The sequence below is a fragment of the Luteibacter aegosomatis genome (assembly GCF_023078455.1).
Classification (GTDB): Bacteria; Pseudomonadota; Gammaproteobacteria; order Xanthomonadales; family Rhodanobacteraceae; genus Luteibacter; species Luteibacter aegosomatis.
In genome coordinates this window covers 4556493-4575285 of record NZ_CP095740.1, presented here as the reverse complement: position 1 = coordinate 4575285, position 18793 = coordinate 4556493, and the positions used below count along the sequence as shown (strand labels likewise).

The 18793-nt window shown below is 67.5% G+C and carries 17 protein-coding genes; 8 read left to right on the top strand and 9 right to left on the bottom strand.

The features are described from left to right. Positions 1–22: 22 nt before the first annotated feature. Entirely contained in the window at positions 23–856 is an 834-nt protein-coding gene (locus tag L2Y94_RS20465; RefSeq protein WP_247371704.1) for an oxidoreductase, read from the bottom strand. 100 nt (positions 857–956) lie between these two features. On the opposite strand from L2Y94_RS20465, the gene L2Y94_RS20460 reads away from it, so the two are divergent. From L2Y94_RS20460 to L2Y94_RS20445, 4 genes are all read left to right on the top strand, one after another. Continuing rightward, positions 957–1850 (top strand): LysR family transcriptional regulator, encoded by an 894-nt coding sequence (locus L2Y94_RS20460; protein WP_247371703.1) that lies wholly within the window; start codon positions 957–959, stop codon positions 1848–1850. A gap of 105 nt (positions 1851–1955) precedes the next feature. Beyond that, positions 1956–2222: a DksA/TraR family C4-type zinc finger protein gene (locus tag L2Y94_RS20455; RefSeq protein ID WP_247371700.1), complete on the top strand. Its 267-nt coding sequence runs from the start codon at positions 1956–1958 to the stop codon at positions 2220–2222. A gap of 34 nt (positions 2223–2256) precedes the next feature. Further along, positions 2257–2862: a histidine phosphatase family protein gene (locus tag L2Y94_RS20450; RefSeq protein ID WP_247371698.1), complete on the top strand. Its 606-nt coding sequence runs from the start codon at positions 2257–2259 to the stop codon at positions 2860–2862. A 159-nt stretch (positions 2863–3021) separates the two neighbouring features. Beyond that, positions 3022–4563, top strand: a complete 1542-nt coding sequence (locus tag L2Y94_RS20445; protein WP_247371695.1) for a methyl-accepting chemotaxis protein — start codon at positions 3022–3024, stop codon at positions 4561–4563. A 99-nt stretch (positions 4564–4662) separates the two neighbouring features. Here L2Y94_RS20445 and L2Y94_RS20440 read toward each other — a convergent pair whose 3' ends face one another. Then, positions 4663–5283 carry a helix-turn-helix transcriptional regulator gene (locus L2Y94_RS20440; RefSeq protein WP_247371693.1) on the bottom strand — a complete coding sequence of 207 codons (621 nt, stop codon included), beginning with the start codon at positions 5281–5283 and terminating at the stop codon, positions 4663–4665. Between the two features lie 55 nt (positions 5284–5338). After that, positions 5339–5998, bottom strand: a complete 660-nt coding sequence (locus L2Y94_RS20435; RefSeq protein WP_247371691.1) for a glutathione S-transferase family protein — start codon at positions 5996–5998, stop codon at positions 5339–5341. A gap of 120 nt (positions 5999–6118) precedes the next feature. Here L2Y94_RS20435 and L2Y94_RS20430 point away from each other — a divergent pair, with 120 nt between their 5' ends. After that, positions 6119–7150: a L,D-transpeptidase gene (locus tag L2Y94_RS20430; protein ID WP_247371688.1), complete on the top strand. Its 1032-nt coding sequence runs from the start codon at positions 6119–6121 to the stop codon at positions 7148–7150. A 37-nt stretch (positions 7151–7187) separates the two neighbouring features. Here L2Y94_RS20430 and L2Y94_RS20425 read toward each other — a convergent pair whose 3' ends face one another. From L2Y94_RS20425 to L2Y94_RS20410, 4 genes are all read right to left on the bottom strand, one after another. Continuing rightward, positions 7188–8090 carry a LysR family transcriptional regulator gene (locus L2Y94_RS20425; RefSeq protein ID WP_247371685.1) on the bottom strand — a complete coding sequence of 301 codons (903 nt, stop codon included), beginning with the start codon at positions 8088–8090 and terminating at the stop codon, positions 7188–7190. A gap of 144 nt (positions 8091–8234) precedes the next feature. Then, entirely contained in the window at positions 8235–8951 is a 717-nt protein-coding gene (locus tag L2Y94_RS20420) for a LytR/AlgR family response regulator transcription factor (protein WP_247371682.1), read from the bottom strand. Further along, a complete protein-coding gene (locus tag L2Y94_RS20415; RefSeq protein ID WP_247371680.1) occupies positions 8951–10030 on the bottom strand; it encodes a sensor histidine kinase in 1080 nt (359 codons plus the stop codon). The genes L2Y94_RS20420 and L2Y94_RS20415 overlap by 1 nt, the downstream gene beginning before the upstream one ends. A gap of 58 nt (positions 10031–10088) precedes the next feature. Next, the gene (locus L2Y94_RS20410; RefSeq protein WP_247371677.1) at positions 10089–11243 is read right to left on the bottom strand and encodes a Fic family protein; all 1155 of its coding nucleotides are present in this window, start codon (positions 11241–11243) and stop codon (positions 10089–10091) included. A gap of 166 nt (positions 11244–11409) precedes the next feature. On the opposite strand from L2Y94_RS20410, the gene L2Y94_RS20405 reads away from it, so the two are divergent. Beyond that, positions 11410–14349, top strand: coding sequence for a glycoside hydrolase family 35 protein (locus tag L2Y94_RS20405; RefSeq protein WP_247371674.1), 2940 nt, complete (start codon positions 11410–11412; stop codon positions 14347–14349). A gap of 26 nt (positions 14350–14375) precedes the next feature. On the opposite strand, the gene L2Y94_RS20400 is transcribed toward L2Y94_RS20405, so the two are convergent. Then, positions 14376–15272, bottom strand: coding sequence for a LysR family transcriptional regulator (locus L2Y94_RS20400; RefSeq protein WP_247371672.1), 897 nt, complete (start codon positions 15270–15272; stop codon positions 14376–14378). Positions 15273–15346: 74 nt separating this feature from the next. Between L2Y94_RS20400 and L2Y94_RS20395 the strand changes: the two genes are divergently transcribed. Beyond that, on the top strand, positions 15347–16126 hold the full coding sequence (locus L2Y94_RS20395; RefSeq protein WP_247371670.1) for an MBL fold metallo-hydrolase: 780 nt from the start codon (positions 15347–15349) through the stop codon (positions 16124–16126). A gap of 11 nt (positions 16127–16137) precedes the next feature. Beyond that, the gene (locus tag L2Y94_RS20390; protein ID WP_247371667.1) at positions 16138–17157 is read left to right on the top strand and encodes an alcohol dehydrogenase catalytic domain-containing protein; all 1020 of its coding nucleotides are present in this window, start codon (positions 16138–16140) and stop codon (positions 17155–17157) included. Between the two features lie 19 nt (positions 17158–17176). On the opposite strand, the gene L2Y94_RS20385 is transcribed toward L2Y94_RS20390, so the two are convergent. Continuing rightward, a complete protein-coding gene (locus L2Y94_RS20385; RefSeq protein ID WP_247371665.1) occupies positions 17177–18691 on the bottom strand; it encodes a twin-arginine translocation signal domain-containing protein in 1515 nt (504 codons plus the stop codon). Positions 18692–18793: the final 102 nt, after the last annotated feature.

Below are 18793 nucleotides of genomic sequence, written 5' to 3'. Positions count from 1 at the left end.
TCGCATCCGCGACGGGAGCGAATCAGGCGGCCGAAAAATCCGTCGAAACCGCCACCTCACGCCACTGCGCGAGCTCTTCCTCCACGAAACGATGCTTTGCTTCGATCGCCGCCACCGTGTCGCTACCCAGCGGCAGGCGCAGCGGCGGTACCGGCGCGTCGACCAGTTTCGTCAGTGCGCCGGCGAGCTTCGACGGATCGCCTGGCTGTGCATGGTTGATCTCGGTGGCGAAGCGACGGATTTCGCCCACGGTTTCCTCGTAATCGGCGATCGGGGTCGCCGTGCGATGCAGCGAGCGTTCGTCGAGGAAGTCGGTGCGGAAATAGCCCGGCTCGACGATCGTCACGTTCACGCCCAGCGGCTTCAATTCCATCGCCAACGCCTCGCTCAGTCCTTCCAGCGCGAATTTGGTGGAGGCATACACACCCCAGCCGGCGTAGGACTGGTAGCCGCCGATCGACGAGATGTTGATGACGTGCCCCGCGCGCTGCCGACGCATGTGCGGAAGCACCGCACGGGTCACCGCCAGCAGGCCGAAGACGTTGGTGCGATAGACGCGCTGGATTTCCTCGTCGGAGGCTTCCTCGACGCCGGCCAGCAGCCCATAGCCGGCGTTGTTCACCAGCACGTCGATGCGGCCGAAGCGACTCACCGCCTGCGCGGCGGCCTCGTGGGCCTGGCGTTCGTCGGTCACGTCCAGCGGCAGGGCGAGCAGGCGGGGCTGATCGGCGTAGCGTTCGATGAGGGCGGAAGGGTCGCGGGTGGTGGCGACCACGTTGTCGCCGCGCTCGAGGGCGGCCTCGACGATGAGGGAACCGAAGCCCCGGCCGGCGCCGGTGATGAACCAGGTACGCATGATGTTCTCTCCAGGTGGGTGGTGTGGAATAAGTGTCCCGCCCGGGCTTTCCTGTGATAATCCCAGGAAAACTGCATGGGTTCATGAGGAGAATTCAGTAATGAAAGGAATCCGTCCGGCGGACCTCGTGACCTTCCTGGCCGTGGCCAGACACCTCAGCTTTTCGCGCGCAGCAACGGAACTGGGCGTGTCCCCGTCCGCGCTCAGCCACACGATCCGCGGCATCGAAGGGCGTCTCGGCGTCCGCCTACTCAACCGAACCACGCGCAGCGTGTCGCTCACGGAAGCGGGCGAGCGGCTGGTGTCGCGTATCGAGCCCGCGTTCCGGGACATCGACGACGCGCTCGACGACCTCAATGCCTCGCAGGGGCGTGTCGTGGGCAAGCTGCGCATCGGCATCGGCCTGGTCGCCGCCCGGGTGGCCTTGCTGCCGGTGGTCGCCGGCTTCCTCGCCAGATACCCGGAGGTGGAGATCGAGGTGGTGACCGACGACGCCCTCGTCGACGTGGTCGCCGAAGGTCTCGACCTCGGCGTGCGTTTCGGTGAGCGCATCGCCGGGGACATGATCGCGGTGCCCCTGGTGCCGCGCATGCGCTCTTTGGTGGTCGTCTCGCCAGGGTGCCTGGCGCGCCATCGGGTGCCGCGTACGCCACACGATCTGCAAGGGCTGCCCTGCATCCGCCAGCGGTTTCCCAGCGGCGCGATGTACCACTGGGAATTCGAACGCGGCGGCATCGCGCTGGAAACGGAAGTGGACGGGCCGCTGATCCTGCGCGACATGACGCTCTGCTCCCAGGCCGCGCTCGATGGCCTGGGTTTCGCCTTCGTCTTCGAGAAGCTGATAGAAGACGATCTCGCCGCCGGACGGCTCGTGGGCCTGCTGGAAGACTGGTGCCCGTATCACCCGGGCATGTTTGTGTATTACCCCGGCCGTCGACAGCCGCCGACGGTGCTCAAGGCCTTCGTCGACTACGTGCGGGAACATCCGCAGTAGCGCAAAGCCGCATCAGGGGGCAGACGCCGGCCCGCGGCGGGACGTTTCGTTTTCGCGACATACCCCCATATAAGCTCCCTGAGCAGCAACCCGGGAGACACGACCATGGCCACCGGATGGGCGGGCGACACCGCCGTACAGGACCAGATCGACGCTACCGTCGACGACGCCGTCAAGCGCGCGCGAAGCCGCATGGCGAAAGGCCCCAGCCTCGAACACTGCGAGGAATGCGGCGCCCCGATCCCCGAGGCCCGACGCAAGGCCGTGCCGGGGGTACGCCTGTGCGTGGCTTGCCAGGAGGCGGCCGATCGCGAGGAAGCCACGTTCGCGGGCTACAACCGTCGCGGCAGCAAGGACAGCCAGTTGCGCTGAGTACAATGAGCGCTTCCTCCGCGTTGGAATCCGCATGCTCGAACACCTGATCCTCGCCCGCCACGGCGAAACCGAGTGGAACGTCGCCGGACGCGCGCAGGGCAGGGCCGACAGCCCGCTCACCGAAGCGGGCATCGCGCAGGCCCGATCGTTGGGCCACACGCTCGCCGGGCTGGGCGTGACGCACATCGTGTCGTCCACCCTGCCGCGCGCCCTGCGCACGGCGCAGATCGCGGCGGAGCGGGCAGGCTGCTCGATCAGCACCGACGAACGCCTCGTCGAGCGATCGTTCGGCACGCTCGAAGGCCGTTTCGTGGCCGAGGCCACGGCCGAGGATCCACGTTGGGCGCAGGTGTTGCGCGCCACCGACCCGGCGGCTGCCGCCGAGGGTGGCGAAACCCTGCACGAGGTGGCCGCCCGCATGTTGCCGGCGCTCGACGATGCCCGCGCCTTGCCCCATCGCCGCATCGCCGTGCTCACCCATGGCCAGTGCCTCAGCGCCACGCTGTCCGCGCTCGGCGGCGGCGATGCCGTCGACTATCGCCATGGCAACTGCGGCTACACGCCGCTGGCGTTGCGCGACGGCCGTTTCACCTTCGACCGCTGGAACCTCGCGGTGGCCGACCTGGCGGACGCCTGACCCGCGAGCATGACTTCATGACATCTTGAAGTCATTGATAATAAAAAATATTTTACGCGATAGCGGCCTAAAGTTGCCGAATTCGTGGCCGACAGCGAGGCATCCCCCGTTCCTCCTCGCGAGCGCGCCATGCGATTCCCCCGACCCCGTCTCCCCCTCATGACTTTGCGGGCCCGGCTTCTCGCCCGCCTGGCCGGCACGATCGTTCTCCTGCTCATCCTGTGGATCGTGGGCGGCGTGCAACTGCGCACCGCCAACGGACGCCTGCAGTCGGTGGTGGGCGACACGCTGGCGCCCGTGGCCGATGTCGGCCATATCCAGAACGACTACAACGACCTGCTCGACGCCCTCGTGCACGCCACGCTGATGCGCCTGCCTTCGGCCGTGGACGACGCGGCGACGGCGATCGGAAGCGACCGGCACGACATCGACAAGCAGTGGACGTCGCTCGAAGCCAGCGGATTGGGCCAATCGCAGAAGAAGCTCGTCGCCTTGGCCGCCGAACACCGCAAGGCGGCCGACAAAGCGATCGACGACGTGCTCGCCCTGCTCAAGGCCGAGCAGTTCGACCTGGCGCAATTGCAGCTCTCCAACGACGTGCAATCGGCCGTCGGACCGCTCAAGAGCGATTTCTCCAACCTGTTCGCGCTGGCGCTCGATGGCGGCAAGGCCCAGGCCGAGGCGCAGCATGCCGACGTCCGGCGCGGCGCGGTCGTTTCCACCGTGTTGCTGGTGCTGGCGCTGGTCATCGCCAGCCTCATGGATATCGCGATCATCCGCTCGCTGGGCCGCCGCCTGCGCCAGGCGATCGACGTGGCCGCGGCCATCGCGGGCGGCACGCTCGGCGCGCGCATCGAGGTAGGCCGCCGCGACGAGATCGGCGCGCTGCTCACGTCGCTGGCCGAGATGGATGCGCAGCTCGGCAACGTCGTGACCCAGGTACGCCATCGTGCCGACCATGTGGCGCATGCGGCCACGGGCATCGCCCGCGGCAACGACGCGCTGAACGACCGCACCCGCACGCAGACGCAGCACCTGCGCCACACCTCCGCCTCGATGGACGACATCGCCCACGCCGTGTCCGGTGGCCTCGGCCACGCCAACGCGGCGCACGCGGCGGTGACCGAAACGCGCGCCATGACCGACGAAGGCCATCGCGTGGCGATGGACGCCATCGGGAACATGCGCGAGATCCAGCGCACCAGCGAGCGCATGACCGACGTACTCGACCTCGTCGACCAGGTGGCCTTCCAGACCAACCTGCTGGCGCTCAACGCGGCGGTGGAAGCCGCGAGGGCGGGTGAGCACGGTCGCGGTTTCGCGGTGGTGGCCCATGAGGTGCGCGAGCTCGCGCAGCGTTGCGCCGCCGCGTCACGCGATATCCGCGGGCTCATCGACGAGGGCGACGACGCGGTGCGGGCCGGCGTGGCCTCGGTGGATCGCGCGGGCTCGGTGCTGACCGGCATCGGCGAGCGGGTGACCGCGCTGGCCGGGCTCGTGGGTTCGGTGATGGAAGCCACGCGCGGACAGAGCGAGGGCATCGCGCGGGTGAACGGGGCGGTACGGGGGATGGACCAGACCACGCGCGAGAACGCGGAGCTGGTGGAGCAGGCGGCCGCCGCGAGCCGGGCGATGCGCGAAAGCGCGGAAATCCTGCGGCGGGAGGTGGCTTACTTCGTGTTCGAGACCGAGGCGGTCTGATCGCCGATACGGTCGGCTCCCGGTGGCCAGATCGATCGCAGCCCGGCTACCGAAGGGGTGGGAGCCGATCGTATCGGCGAAACTCGCGAAGCGAAACGTTCAGGCTCGTTCGCCGCGAACGCTCTTCAGCGACTTGTAGAGCGTCGCCCGCGACACCCCCAGCACCCGCGCCACATATCCCGCCGCGTGCCGCACGTCGAACACGCCTCGTGCGTCCAGCTCGCGGACCAGCGCCTCGCGTTCGTCGACCTGCATGGCCGAAAGGCTCGTGCCCCGCTCTCCCAGGAACGCGCCGACCACGTCGTTGACCTCCTCGCGCCAATCCTCCCGGAACAGCGCCGCGGCCCGTGGCGTCGCATCGGCGAAGCGCAGGAAATCCCTCGATAACGCCTGCAGCGTCTCGAACATGCTCACGTCGAGGTTGATGCACATCAGTCCGGCCGCCCGCCCGCGCCCGTCCCGCAGCACCGCCGTCACCGACTTCATCGACCGTCCGTCGGGGTTGGTCTTCGGATAAGGCCCGATCACCGGCCGATCGAGGGTTTCGATGCCGTCGACGTCGGTCAGCGAATCGTCCCCCGGCGAACGGCGGGACAGCCGGTGGGCGATATGGCGGATGGTGCCGTCGCCGAGGTCGTGGATCACGACCTCGGCATGCGGTTTCAGCAGGGCCGCGATGGCATCGGCCACGGGCAGGAAGGGAGCGAGGAAATCGGCCATGGGGCGATCATCGTGCCCGGGCAGACTTTCTGTCCAGGTTGGACTGCCCAAGCGATCAATCGCGATCGGGCGCGCCCAAGGGAAACAATGGGCGGAAAGGCCGGGCCTCGTCCACGGCGCGCGCGAACGACGGACGCGCGAGCAGCCGCCGACGGTAGGCGTGCACGTTTTCGAAGCGTGGGTCGATGGCGTGCGTCCAGTCGGCGTAGAACAGGAACGGGCCCGCGCCGCAGTCGGCAAGGCTGAAGCGGTCGGCCGCCGCCCAGGTGCGTCCGTCCATGTGCCGGTCGAGCCATGCGTAGGCCGTATCGAGCATGCCGCGCGCTTCTTCCACGCCGCGCGAATCGCGCTGGTGCGCGGGCCGCATCGCGTCGAAGACGATGCGCTGCTGGGGCGTCGAGACGTAGTTGTCGAAGAAGCGGTCCATGGCGCGCACCTCCAGCGCGATCCGTGGATCGTCGGGCAGCATCGGTGCCGGTCCCGGGTGATGGAGCTGGAGGTATTCGACGATGGTGCTGGCCTCGGTCACCGTGCGCGAGCCGTCGACCAGCACGGGAAACCGCCTCAGCGGCCACAGTTCGGCGAACTCCGCGTAGATGTCCGGGTGTTCGGGCGAAAGCATCTTCCATTCGAACGGCGTGCCGTTTTCGTAGAGGGCCGTGAGGGCCTTCTGGCAATACGACGAGAACGGATGGGCATAGAGTTTCAACGACATCGGCTTGGCCTCGCATCACGGGGGACTCACCAGGGCGTCGAACGGCGGCGCGTGTTTTCGACAATGCTCCGGTCCCGCGTTCTCCGCTACCCTCGACGGGTCGCCCGAAGGGAAAAATCCATGGTCCGTACGTTGGCCGTCCTGGCGTTTCTGCTGTCCGTCTCCACGACCGCCCCGGCCGCCGTGCCGTTCTGGGGAGCCAGAACGTCGAGCCCCGCCGACATGCCGCCGTCGCAGTTGAAACCGGGCCAGTGGATCTGGGGCGGCCGAGACGCATCGCCCGCGCCCATGGCCGTGATCGTGAGCCTCACCGAGCAACGCGCCTATGCCTACCGCAACGGCATCCTCATCGGCGTGACCACGGTCAGCACGGGCAAGAAAGGCCACGAGACGCCGACGGGCGTGTTCACGATCCTGCAGAAGGACAAGGACCACCACTCCAAGACCTACGACAACGCGCCCATGCCCTACCAGCAGCGCCTCACCTGGGACGGCGTGGCATTGCATGCGGGCGGCTTGCCCGGATACCCCGAATCGCACGGTTGCGTGCACATGCCCACGGAATTCGCCCGGCTGCTTTTCGAAGCCACCAACATGGGCATGACGGTGGTGGTGGCCAAGGAAGGCACGGCACCCGTGACCGTGGTGCATCCCACGGCGGTGATTCCCATCGACACGCGCAACGGCGCCGACCTGAAGATCGCCCCGCTCGCCGACGGACAGATGTACCGCTGGCAGCCCGAGCTGTCCTCCGCCGGTCCGCTCTCGATGGTGCTCAGCGTGCCGGACAGCGTCGTGATCGTGCTGCGCAACGGCGTGGAGATCGGTCGAAGCCGCGTGCAGGTCAAGGATCCGCTGGTGGGCACGCATGCCTACATCGTGGCGCAGGGCGGCACGGCCGAATCGCCGAAGCTCGCCGGCCTGCCCATGCCGAACTGGATCACCATCGGCATCCCCGGCCACGGCGACGAGGCGGGCAGGGTGGTGGACCAGGCACTGGTGGACCGGGTGACGGTGCCGCGGGAGTTCGTGGAGAAGCTGGTGCCGATGCTCTCGCCGGGTTCGGTGTTGCTCGCCACGGACGAGAGCCTGGAGCCGTCCACGACGGGGCCGAAGGTGCAGGTGATCGATTCGAACCCGCCTGGGGTGTGATGGGGTCGCGAGAACGGCGAGGTGGTGGGTTATCGCGTCATCCGCTGAACCCGTCCTCCCCGATCGCCTCGGCCAGGTACGACACGAACGACGCGATCCGCGCCGAAATCGCCGTGTTGCGGTAATACACCGCGTGGATCGGCTGCCGGTATTCCACGTTCTGCTTCGCCAGCACCTCCACCAGCGCGCCGGTCTCGCGATCCGATCGCGTCATGAAATCGGAAAGGCAGACGATGCCGTTGCCCTCCAGCGCGAGCTGGCGCAGCGTTTCGCCGCTGGAGGCGCCGATGGTGGGGCGGATGTGCAGCGGCTGGCGGGCGGGCCCCGGCAGCGGCCAGTCGTTGAGCGATTCGGGTTCGGTGAAGCCGAGCAGGGAGTGGCCGCCCAGGTCGGCCACCTTTCGTGGCGTGCCGTGGCGCGTGAGATAGGCGGGGCTGGCGAGGCAACGCACGCGGCTGGTGCCGATGAGGCGGGCGTGCAGGGTGGAATCCTTCAGCCGGCCGATACGCAGCGCCACGTCGGTGCGTCGTTCGAGCAGGTCGATGTAGCCTTCGCTGTTGTGCAGCTCGAGTTCCACGTCGGGATAGCGTTCGCGGTAACCGGCGATGAGCGGCACCACCACGTGCAGCATGAAGGGCGACGCGGCGTCCACGCGCAGGCGTCCCGCGGGGCGCGCTTGCCGGGTGGCCATCTGCTCCTCGGCGCTTTCCACCGCCGCCACGATCTCGCGCGCCTTTTCGAGAAACGCCTCGCCTTCCTCGGTCAGCTCCAACCGGCGAGTGGTCCGGCGCAGCAGGGTCGTCTTGAGCTTCTGCTCGAGCCGGCCCAGCGTGCGGCTGGCGGCCGACACGGTCTGGTCGAGCTGCTGCGCCGCGCTGGTGATCGAACCGGTGTCGACCACGGCGATGAAGTTCTGGATCTCGTCGAGGGTGATGTTCATCGTCGGCTCGTGGCGTTCGGCGGCAGCGGCAAGGATACGCGTCGCCGCGAATCCGCGAATGGGGTACAGACTGGGTCTATCGGGTGGGGCCGTCTCCGCCCCCGGTCGCTCGCTCGCCATCGCCTGAGGCCAAGCCGGGAGCGATCAGATACCAAGGCTGCTTCGCAGCGCCCCCACGTAAGACCGGCTCGCCCTCACCAGCACCCCGTCGCTCAACCGCACCAGGCAATCCCGGTTGGAAAGCGCCTCCAGTTCGGCGACACGATCGATCCGCACGATGGTCGAACGATGGATGCGGATGAACCGCTTCGGGTCGAGCCGGCGTTCGATCTGCTGCATCGTCTGCCGGACGAGATGCGTCTTGTCGCCCACGTGCAGTCCCACGTAATCGCCGCTGGCTTCGATCCACTCCACGTCGTCGGCCCGCACCACGACATCGCGGTGACCGAGCCGGGCGGTGAAGCTTCGGGCATAGCGGTTCATCGCATCGCCGTTCGGGACCCGGCCAAGGCGCGAGCGTACCCGCGACAGGGCTTCGTCGAAGCGCGCGTCGTCGATGGGCTTCAACAGGTAATCCAGCGCGGCGGCCTCGAAGGCGCGCAGGGCGTACTGGTCGTACGCGGTGAGCATGACGGCCAGGGGACGCCTCTCCGGGGGCAGGCGGTCGAGCACGTCGAAGCCGCTGATGCCCGGCATGCGTACGTCGAGGAAGGCCACGTCGAAGGCATGGTCGCGAAGCAGGGCGAGCGCGCTTTCGCCGTCGCCGCATTCGTGGACGTGGGCGACGTCGTCGTGACGTGCCAGCCGGAGGCACACGCCGCGCCGCGACAAGGGTTCGTCGTCGACGACCAGCACGCGCATCAAGCGGGCTCTCGCGCATCGGCCGCCATGAAAGGCAGCACGATGTCGACGCGGCAGCCGCCGTCGTCGCCGATGGCGAGGTCCACGCGCTGATCGTCCCCGTAAAGCCGGAAGAGGCGCTGGCGCACGTTGGCCAGCCCGATGGACCGGCCTTCCGCGCGCGGTTCGGGTGGCGGGCCGTCGTTGCTCAACGCGATGCGCAGGTGGTGGCCCTCGCGCGAGACGTGAAGATCGAGGCGTCCGGGTTCGCGAAGCCGGGCGATGCCATGCCGGATGGCGTTTTCGGCCAGCGGCTGGATGAGCAGGCTGGGTACGCGGGCGCGCAGCACGTCGGGGCCTGCGCGCACGTCCAGGCGCAGGCGTTCACCCAGGCGAACCTTCTCGATGTCGAGATAGAGCTGGGTGGTGGCCAGTTCCTCGGCCACGCTCACTTCATGCGCATGGCCGCCGTCGAGGGTGGCACGCAGCAGATCGCCCAGCGTGGACAGCATGCGCGAGGCGTCGTCGTTGCGCCGTTCGGTCACCAGCGAGGAGATCGCGTTGAGCGTGTTGAAGAGGAAATGCGGATTGAGCTGGTAACGCAGCGCACGCAGTTCGGCATCGCGGGCGAAGCCTTCCGCCTCGCGCAGGCGTTCGCGCGCCGCGCGCAGTTCGTAGGCATGGGCCACCACGGCATGGATGGCGCAGAAGGCGATCAGGGCGAGCCAGCAGCCGTCCAGCCCACTGAGATTGCGCGTCCAGGTGAAGGTGGGAGCCCGTCCCCAGTGCATCGCCATGAGCTGGGCGAGCACGTTGTTGATCACCGAGCATACGTAGGTCGCCGCCAGCATCGCGACGATCAGCACCCATGTGGGCACGCGCCGCCACAAAGCCCGCTGCAACGCGGCGACCGGCACGCTCCAGAACAGGTAGGTCAGCGCGAACAGGGTGCGGTAGGCGGCCGCGTGTTCGTAGGCCAGCTCGGGCAGGCCCATGATGGCCATGCAGAGCACGATCGGCGACCCGGCCAGCAGCACCATCCACAAGGGGAGGCGGGTGTGGAACGGATCGAAGGCGATGGGGCGTTCGGGTGGGTTCATGGAGGGATCGTATCTCCTCGGAAACCGCTTCATCAGCCGACGTGGCGGTAGACCGTGCCTATGGCGCGTCGGACGGCGTACCGAGGCCCATCACGCGATAGCGCGTGCTGCGTCCGCCGCCCGGAAGACGGCCGATAACACCCTTGTCCAGCATATCTGCAAGATGTCGCGTGGCCGTGGCCTTGGATACCTTGGCGACGGCCTGGTACTGCGACGCATTGATACCATGCGCGAAATCGCCGTCCAGAAGGCGGTTCAAGACCTTCACCTGTTCGGGCGACAAGGCCTTTTCCCGATGTCGCTGCCAGAACCGGGCTTTCGCCATCACGCTTTCGATATGTCGCAAGGCGGTCGACAGGCTGTCGTGAAGCGTGCGCAGGAACCACTCGAGCCACGCCGTCACGTCGACGCCGTTGCGCTGTGTCCGTTCGAGGATGCGGTAATAACCCGAGCGATCGGCCAGGATGCTCGCGGACATCGCGTGGAACCGGATCGCTTGCGGCTCGGCCTGTGCCAGCGCGAGATCGGTGAGCGCGCGCGTGAGACGTCCGTTGCCGTCGTTGAACGGATGGAGCGTGACGAACCACAGATGCGTGATGCCAGCCCGAAGGAGCGGATCGAGCGTCGTGTCGCTTCGCGAGCGGGCGAACCATGCGAGAAAGGCGTCGACCTGCGCCTCCAGCCCCTCCCGCGGCGGAGCCTCGAAATGCACGACGGGGCGATCGATCCGCCCGGATACCACCTGCATGGGCTCGTCGCCCCGCAAGCTGCCGACCCGGATGCGCTGGGGCAGCAGACTGTCGTGCGCCGCAAACAGCCATGCGTGCCAGCGCAGGAGGCGCGCCATGTCGAGGGGCTCGTCAGGATGGCGGGTCGCATCCAGCATCAATTCGGCAAGGCCTTCGCTACGGGGCGCGGGTTTCTGCGCGTCGTGGTCGGCCACCCCCAGGCGTCGCGCCAGCGACGAGCGCACGGACGCCGCGTTGAGCTGTTCGCCCTCGATCGCTGACGAGGTGACGATATTGGCGAGAAGGGCGTCCAACGACTCCTCGAGCTGGATGTCGTCGGCCGACGACCTCGCCATCCCCACCAAACGGCCCATCGCCTGCTGGCACTGCCGAAGCAGCGGAGACACGGCCCGGTCTTCCCAGCGAAAGCCGGGCCAGTCCGGGTGCTGCCAGATCCAGGACGGTTGGATGGGACGGTTCGTCATATCGGTGAGCCGAATCCAGAGTCTAATCGGCTCATGTGGTGAGCCGATTATGGTCCTCATTCGGCTTATGGGCTAGCCGCAATATCCCCAAATTTGCTTATATACCCAAAATCACCCAATCTTGCTCCGTTTCGCCGCACGCCGTGGCGACAGACGGAGGTAGGGGATGTCCGCTTTTCATCGGATGCGCGGCCGTGGTGCCGGGCATGGGGTCCGGGTGGCTACGTTGGCGCTGGGCATGGCCATCGCTTCGGCCGCGACGGCGGCGACGCACACCATCGCCTACGACCGCCACTCGATGATCGTCGACGGCAAGCCCACGTACATCTTCTCGGGGTCGTTCCACTATTGGCGCCTGCCCAGCCCGGATGCCTGGACCGACGTGCTGCAGAAGATGAAAGCGGCGGGGTTCAACGCCGTCGAGATCTACTTCCACTGGGGTTATCACTCGCCCAAGCGGGGCGTATACGACTTCTCGGGCATCCGCGACGTGGACCGCCTGCTCGATGCCGCGCGCGATGCGGGGCTCTACGTCATCGCGCGGCCGGGCCCGTACATCAATGCGGAAACCGACGCGGGCGGTTTTCCCGACTGGCTGATCGAGACTTCGGGCAAGCCGCGTTCCCCCGCGCCGGACTACACGGCCGCGTACAAGGAGTGGATGACGCAGATCGACCGCATCATCGCGCGCCACCAGTACACCGACGGGCGCGGTAGCGTGCTGCTCTACCAGGTGGAAAACGAGTTCTACGACGACTCCCCGGCCGGTCGCCGCTACATGCAGGACGTGGAGGACAAGGCGCGCGCCGACGGCATCGCCGTGCCGTTCACGGGCAACCACAACGAGAACTTCCTCGAGGGGCTCGGTGCCACCGACATCCCCGGTTACGACTCGTATCCGCTCGAGTTCGATTGCACGAAGCCCGACCGCTGGAACGGCGTCTACGACTTCAGCGGCGAACGCGAGCGGACCTCCCGTTGGCCCCTTTTCTTCCCGGAGTTCCAGGGCGGCTCGTTCGACGTCTGGGGCGGTCCCGGCTACGAGGCCTGCCGCAAGCTCACCGGCCCCGCGTTCGAGCGCGTGTTCTACAAGTCGCTCATCGCCACCGGCTCGACGATGCAGAACTTCTACATGACCTACGGCGGCATCAACTGGGGCTGGTTGTCGTCGCCGGGCGTGTACACCTCGTACGACTACGGTTCGGCCATCGCGGCCAGCCGCCAGCTGACCAGCAAGTACGACCAGCAGAAGCTCATCGGCTACATGATTCGTGCCGTGCCGTCGCTGGCGCGCACCGATGCCGTGGCCTCGTCGGTGCCGGACAACCGCCGCCTCGTGGTGAACGCGCGCGTCAACCCCGATGACGGCACGCGTTTCTACATCCTTCGGCATGCCGATGCGCTGGATACGTCCGACGACGCCACCCATCTGAACATCGGACGAATCACGATCCCGCAGAAGCCGGGCACGGCCATTCACGTCGACGGACGCGATGCGAAGGTGCTCCTCGCCGACTATCGATTCGGTGGGCAGGACCTGGCTTACACCACCTCGGAGCTGCTGACGAGGGTTCGCCTGGACGACCGCGACGTCGCCGTCGTCTATGGGCGGCATGGCGAAGACGGCGAGACCGTGCTTCGCTATGGAAGCGAGCCGAAGGTGCGCGTGATCGACGGCCATGTCGAAACGCACTGGGACGCGGCGTCACACACGCTTCGCCTCGACTATCGCCACGACGGGCTCGCCCGAATCGCGATAGGCGACGGCAAGGACGCGCTGTTGCTGCTCGTCGGCGACGACGAGGCCGCGATCCGCTTCTGGCAGGTGGACACGCAGGACGGGCCCGTGCTCGTGCGTGGCCCCTACCTCACCCGTACCGCGACGCGAGCGAACGAAGGGCTCGCGTTGACCGGTGACACCGAAAACGCGGTCGATCTCGAGGTCTTCGCCGCGACGGCGGTGCACAAGCTCTCGTGGAACGGTTCGCCGGTGGCGACCGTCATGACCGAAAGCGGCAGCCTGCAAGGTCATCTGGATGGTCCCGCGCCCGTCGAGCTGCCGAAGCTCACCCAGTGGCGAGTGGCCGACGGTGCGCCGGAAATCGCCGCCGCGTTCGACGATCGCGCCTGGCGTACGGCCGACCGCACCACCACCCCCAACCCCTACTGGCACGGCGACCTGCCGATCCTCGACGCCGACGACTACGGCTTCCATCACGGTCTCGTCTGGTATCGCGGCCACTTCAAGGCCAGCGGCAAGGAAATGGCCATCCGCCTCTCTGCGAACACCGGCGTGCACCTGGGCAACCACGGCATCTACACGGCGTGGATCAACGGGCATTTCCTCGGCGGCAACGCGAGTGGCGCACGGCAGTTTCCCATCGACCCGTCGTGGCTGAAGCCGGGCGAGGACAACGTGGTGTCGGTGCTCGTCGAAAACACGGGACACAACCAGGAAGAGCGGAGCGGCGCATTCCGTGAACCACGCGGATTGATCTCGGCGGCCTTCGCCGGTGGCGCCACAGCTATCCGCTGGGAGATCCAGGGCAACCTCGGCGGCGAAGACCTGCCCGATACGATGCGGGGTCCGTTCAACGTCGGCGGCCTCTACGGTGAACGCATGGGCTGGCATCTTCCCGATGCCGCCGACGGACGCTGGGCGTCCGCCACGCTTCCGCAAGCCACGACGAAGCCCGGCGTCGCGTGGTACCGCACGCACTTCAAGCTCGCCATCCCTGCCGGACAGGACGTGCCGATCGCCGTTCGCATCCATGACGCCGCGCCTCGTCACTACCGTGCCCTCGTTTTCGTCAACGGCTGGCAGGTGGGGCATTACATGAGCGATGTCGGTCCGCAGACCGATTTCGAGATACCGCCGGCATGGCTCCATCCGAACGGCGACAACACCATCGCCATCGCCGCCTGGAGTACCGCGCAGGATGGCGGACTGGGCGAGGTGTCGCTGGTGATGCAGGGCAATTACCGCAGTGCATTCAGGCAGGAGGCAGTGAACGACGAACCGCAAGAAGCGAAGTCGCGAGCAAAATACCTCACGTCGTTCCTGCGAAAGCAGGAACCCAGCGCCTTGCGCCTGCGCGAGCGATAACACCACATGGCCAGGACCGCTCCAGGCTACCGAACGAACGTCTCGAAGCGCCCTCGTTCGTCACCGAACAGCTGCACGAGGTAATCGGCCACCGTCGCCACCGCGGATTCCTTGCGATATTGCGGCCGTGTCACCAGCCAGAGCTCGCGATCCGGCGGTGGAGGATCGAGCCGGACGGGCGCGAGCGCATCGAAGGCGGCGGCGACGAAATGCGGCAGCAGCGCCACGCCCGCGCCCTCGCGCGCCGCCATGGCCTGCGCGATGTGGTGGTTCGCGCGAAATCCCATCCGTGCCCGGGGAAAGTGCCGGGTCAGCCACGCCGCCTCAGGCAGGTGGGCGTTAGCTTCGTCGAAGCCGACGAAGACCGGCGCGCCGCCGTCCTCCACGCATGCCTTGACCGCGGTCGTGGCATAGAAGCCGAAGCCGACGGGCACCAGCAACCGGGCCACCACCTCGCCATCGTCGGGACGCGCATAGCGCAGCGCGATGTCCGCTTCCCGGCGCCCGAGGCTCACTGTCCGGAAATCGGTGGCGACATCGATGTCCAGCCCGGGATGCCGGAGCGAGAACGCGGCCAGTCGTTCGACCAGGAAGCCCAGCGACACGCTCGGCGGCGCGTTGATGCGTACCAGCCCTTTCGGGAGATCGTCCGCGCCGCCGCGCGCGAGTACGGCGGCCGCCGCTTCCATGTCGCTCGCCGCGCCCAGCACGCGGATACCTGCCGAGGTGAGCACGTACCCGTCGGGCCGGCGCTCGACCAGCTTCTCGCCGAGGGACGCCTCCAGCGAGAGGATATGGCGCGACACGGTGCCATGATTGACCGACAGCGCGCGGGCCGCGCCGGAAAGGCTCCCGTGGCGCGCGAGCGCCACGAACATCCGGACGTCTTCCCAATCGAGGGCTGCGCGATTTTGATCGGCCATTGCGAAAGATTACCGAATTGTTCGCAGGTACGGGCGGGCCTACCTTGGTTTCCACATCCAAGGAGAACTCGCCCATGCCTGCTTCCGACATCTCGCTGACCCTGGTCGGTGGTCCGACCGTGCTCATCGAATACGACGGCTTTCGGTTGCTGACCGATCCCACGTTCGATCCCCCCGGCACGTACCAGGGGCCGCACAGCCCGGTCACGCACCACAAGACGGAAGGCCCGGCGTTTCCCGTGGAGCAGGTCGGGCGGCTCGATGCGGTGCTGCTGAGCCACGACCATCATTTCGACAACCTCGACAACGCGGGTCGTGCCCTCCTGCCTTCGGTCGGCGCGACGTACACGACGGTGTCCGGCGCGGGGCGCCTCGGCGGCCACGCCGTCGGCCTCGATACGTTCGAAACCCGCACGCTTCGCCGCGGCGACGGCAAGACGCTCCTCGTCACCGCGACGCCGGCACGGCACGGGCCGGTCGGCGTCGATGCCGGCGACGTCGTGGGATTCGCCCTGGGCGTGGATCAGCCCGGCGACCTGCTCTACATCACCGGCGACACCCTGTGGTTCGAAGGAACGGCGCAGGTGGCGCGGCGTTTCTCGCCGCGCGTCGTCGTGCTCTACACCGGCGCCGCCGAGCCGCGCGGTCGCTACCACATGACCATGGGCAGCGAGGACGCGCTCGAAGCGGCCGCCGCTTTTCCGCACGCCACGCTCCTTGCCGTCCACAACGAAGGGTGGGGACACCTGCGGGAAAGCCAGGACCAGCTCGCCGACGTCTTCGCGACGTTCGGCGTCGCCCACCGCCTGACCCGTTTCGATAAGGGCCAGCCCTTGCGCATCGACCTGCGCTGACCGGAGCCGACATGACCCAGCAACGACGTTATCGGGCGATGCAGGTCACCCGGCCGGGGGTGTTCGAACTCGTGGAGCGTGACGTGCCGACTCCGGCACGAGGCGAGGTTCGCCTTCGGGTGGAAGCGTGCGGTGTGTGCCATACCGACAAGTGGACGGTCGACGGCGATGTGATGCCCATCGAGTATCCCCGCGTGCCGGGGCACGAAGTGGTGGGCAGGATCGACGCACTCGGCGAAGGCGTGACGGGGTGGGCGGTCGGCCAGCGCGTGGGCGTCGGGTTCCTCGCCGGACCGTGTGGGCGTTGCGGCGCATGCAGGCACGGCGACTTCACGCGTTGCACCGAACAGGCATGCACCGGCGTCCAACACGACGGGGGCTACGCCGACATGATGGTTGCCCTCGCGACGGGACTCGTGGCCATCCCCGATACGCTGGATGCCGTTGAGGCGGCGCCACTGCTGTGCGCGGGCATCACCATGTTCAAGGCGCTGAGGAAATCCAAGGCGAAGCCGGGCGATACCGTGGCCATCCATGGTATCGGCGGCCTCGGCCACCTGGGCGTGCAGTTCGCGAGGAAAATGGGTTTTCGCACCGTCGCCGTATCCCGGGGTGCCGACAAGGAAGCCGCCGCCCTTCGGTTGGGCGCGCACCATTACATCGACACCGAGGCGGCCGACGTGGCGGAAGCGCTCCAGGCGATGGGTGGCGCGAGCGTGATCGTGTCGACCGTTCCCGTTCCGAAGGCGATGTCCGCGTTGATCGGAGGCCTCGCACCCCATGGGCAACTCATGGTGGTCGGCGCGGCCGCGGAGACGATCGAGGTATCGCCGTTCGCACTGGTGAAGAACGACGTCTCGATCCACGGCTCGCTCACCGGGACGACCGCGGAAAGCGAGGATTCGCTGGCCTTCAGCGCGCTTCAGGACATCCATGCACTCGTGGAGACCGTACCGTTGGCCGATGCAGCGGAGGGCTACGCGAGGATGATGCGAAACGACGCGCGGTATCGCGTGGTGTTGACGATGTAGCATCTGGCGGCATCCCGGTTCAGGATCGGCTTTCCGCTACCGCCTGCCCGAGCCGCACGATCGGAACGTCGCCCACCAGCGCATAGTTGTGCATCGGCCGGACGGTGCCGTCGCTCGCTACGTAGAGATCGGTATCGCCCGCCCCGTCGCGGACGTTCGTGCGGGGGCCGCCGATGCGTCCGGCGACCGGCGCCACCTCGGCGGCATCGCCCCAGCCCAGGGTGATCTTGCTGGCGGTGGCGGGCAGCACCGTCTTGAGCGTCAGTTGCAACGTGTCGCGCGCGACCGCGGCGACCTCGGCGATGAGGTTGTCGTCGGCGGGACCGGCGGGAACCAGCGCATCGTCGGCATCGCGCACGTCGAAGCCGAAGTTGCGTGTCGCCGAGACCCAGGTCGTATCCAGCGTCAGCGCGCCGACGGGCACGTTGAACACCACGCGTATCGTGCGCGCATCGACGCGGATGGCCGCCACCATGTCCAACGCGGGGTTCCGCAGCGGCAGGCCGCGCGTGCGATCCTGCATCAGTTGGTGGATCGCGCGGGCGAAGTAACGCCCTTGCCAGCGATGGCTCTCGTTGGTCAGGTGCAGCATCGGCTGGCCCTGCGCCGACTCGTCGGCGTAGTCGAAGATGTATTGCGGGTTGACCATGCGCAGGTAGGGGCTCGCCAGACATGCGTCGCGCTGGGCCAGGGCGATGATGGGGTTGCAGAAGGCGAAGTTCGTGGCGCCGTAGCTGTTGTGGCTGCACACCTGCGCCACGATCCACAACGGCCGCCAGGTCTGCTCGGGCAGGTTCACCTGGCAGAGTTTCAGCCAATGACTGCGCTCCAGCGCGATGAGTTTGCTCCTATAGCTGGCGCGGGTTTCCGAGTTGCCCGTGGAGTCCGCCTCGCCATGCTGCCAGGTCGTGGCCAGCCAGCCGATGCTGGTACCGTCACGCTCGCCCTCCGCCCGCATGAGTGCGAGCATCGCCTCGACGCGCGTCCGGCTGTCGAGCCATCCCTGGTATCCGCCGAGGTTGTCGTCGTTGAGGAAGCTGGCGAAATAGCCGATGGGTCGTCCGCCTTCGGCGCTGGTGAACGCACTGTAGCGGCTGTATTGGGAAGGGTACGGCACGCCGTCGAGGCTGGCCGTGTATTCCACCAGTCCGTCCGCGCAGGCGTTGGTGCCCACTTCGCCGCCCGTGCCATGCCCGCCGTCGTACTCCACCAGCGGTACGAGGCTCGCCATCGCGACGTGATCGGTGCCGGGCCGCACGCCGCCGTTGAACGTCACGTTGGCATACATCTGCTGCAACGTGAGGGCCGGTCGCCCCCCGGTTCCCACGGCATTGGACTGGCCATGGAAGAGGATCAGTTCGCGACGCGCGCGGACGATGAGCCCGGGTACGGCGGGGATGGCGGCGCTTGCCGTTTCCACGAACGGTCCTCCGAGTCCCAACAGGCCCAGGCCGCCGAGCGCGGCGCAGCTTCTACGCAAGAAATCGCGTCGGGACGGGTCGGTGTCCGGAGCGTCGGTTCGGGTCGGTTTCATCGTGGTGCCTCACGGGTAGCGGAAAGCCTGGAGCGTCCCACCTGCCTTCGAAAGGCACCGCTGCCGTCGTCATAAAAAGAGAGATTTGCCGATCTTCGACAT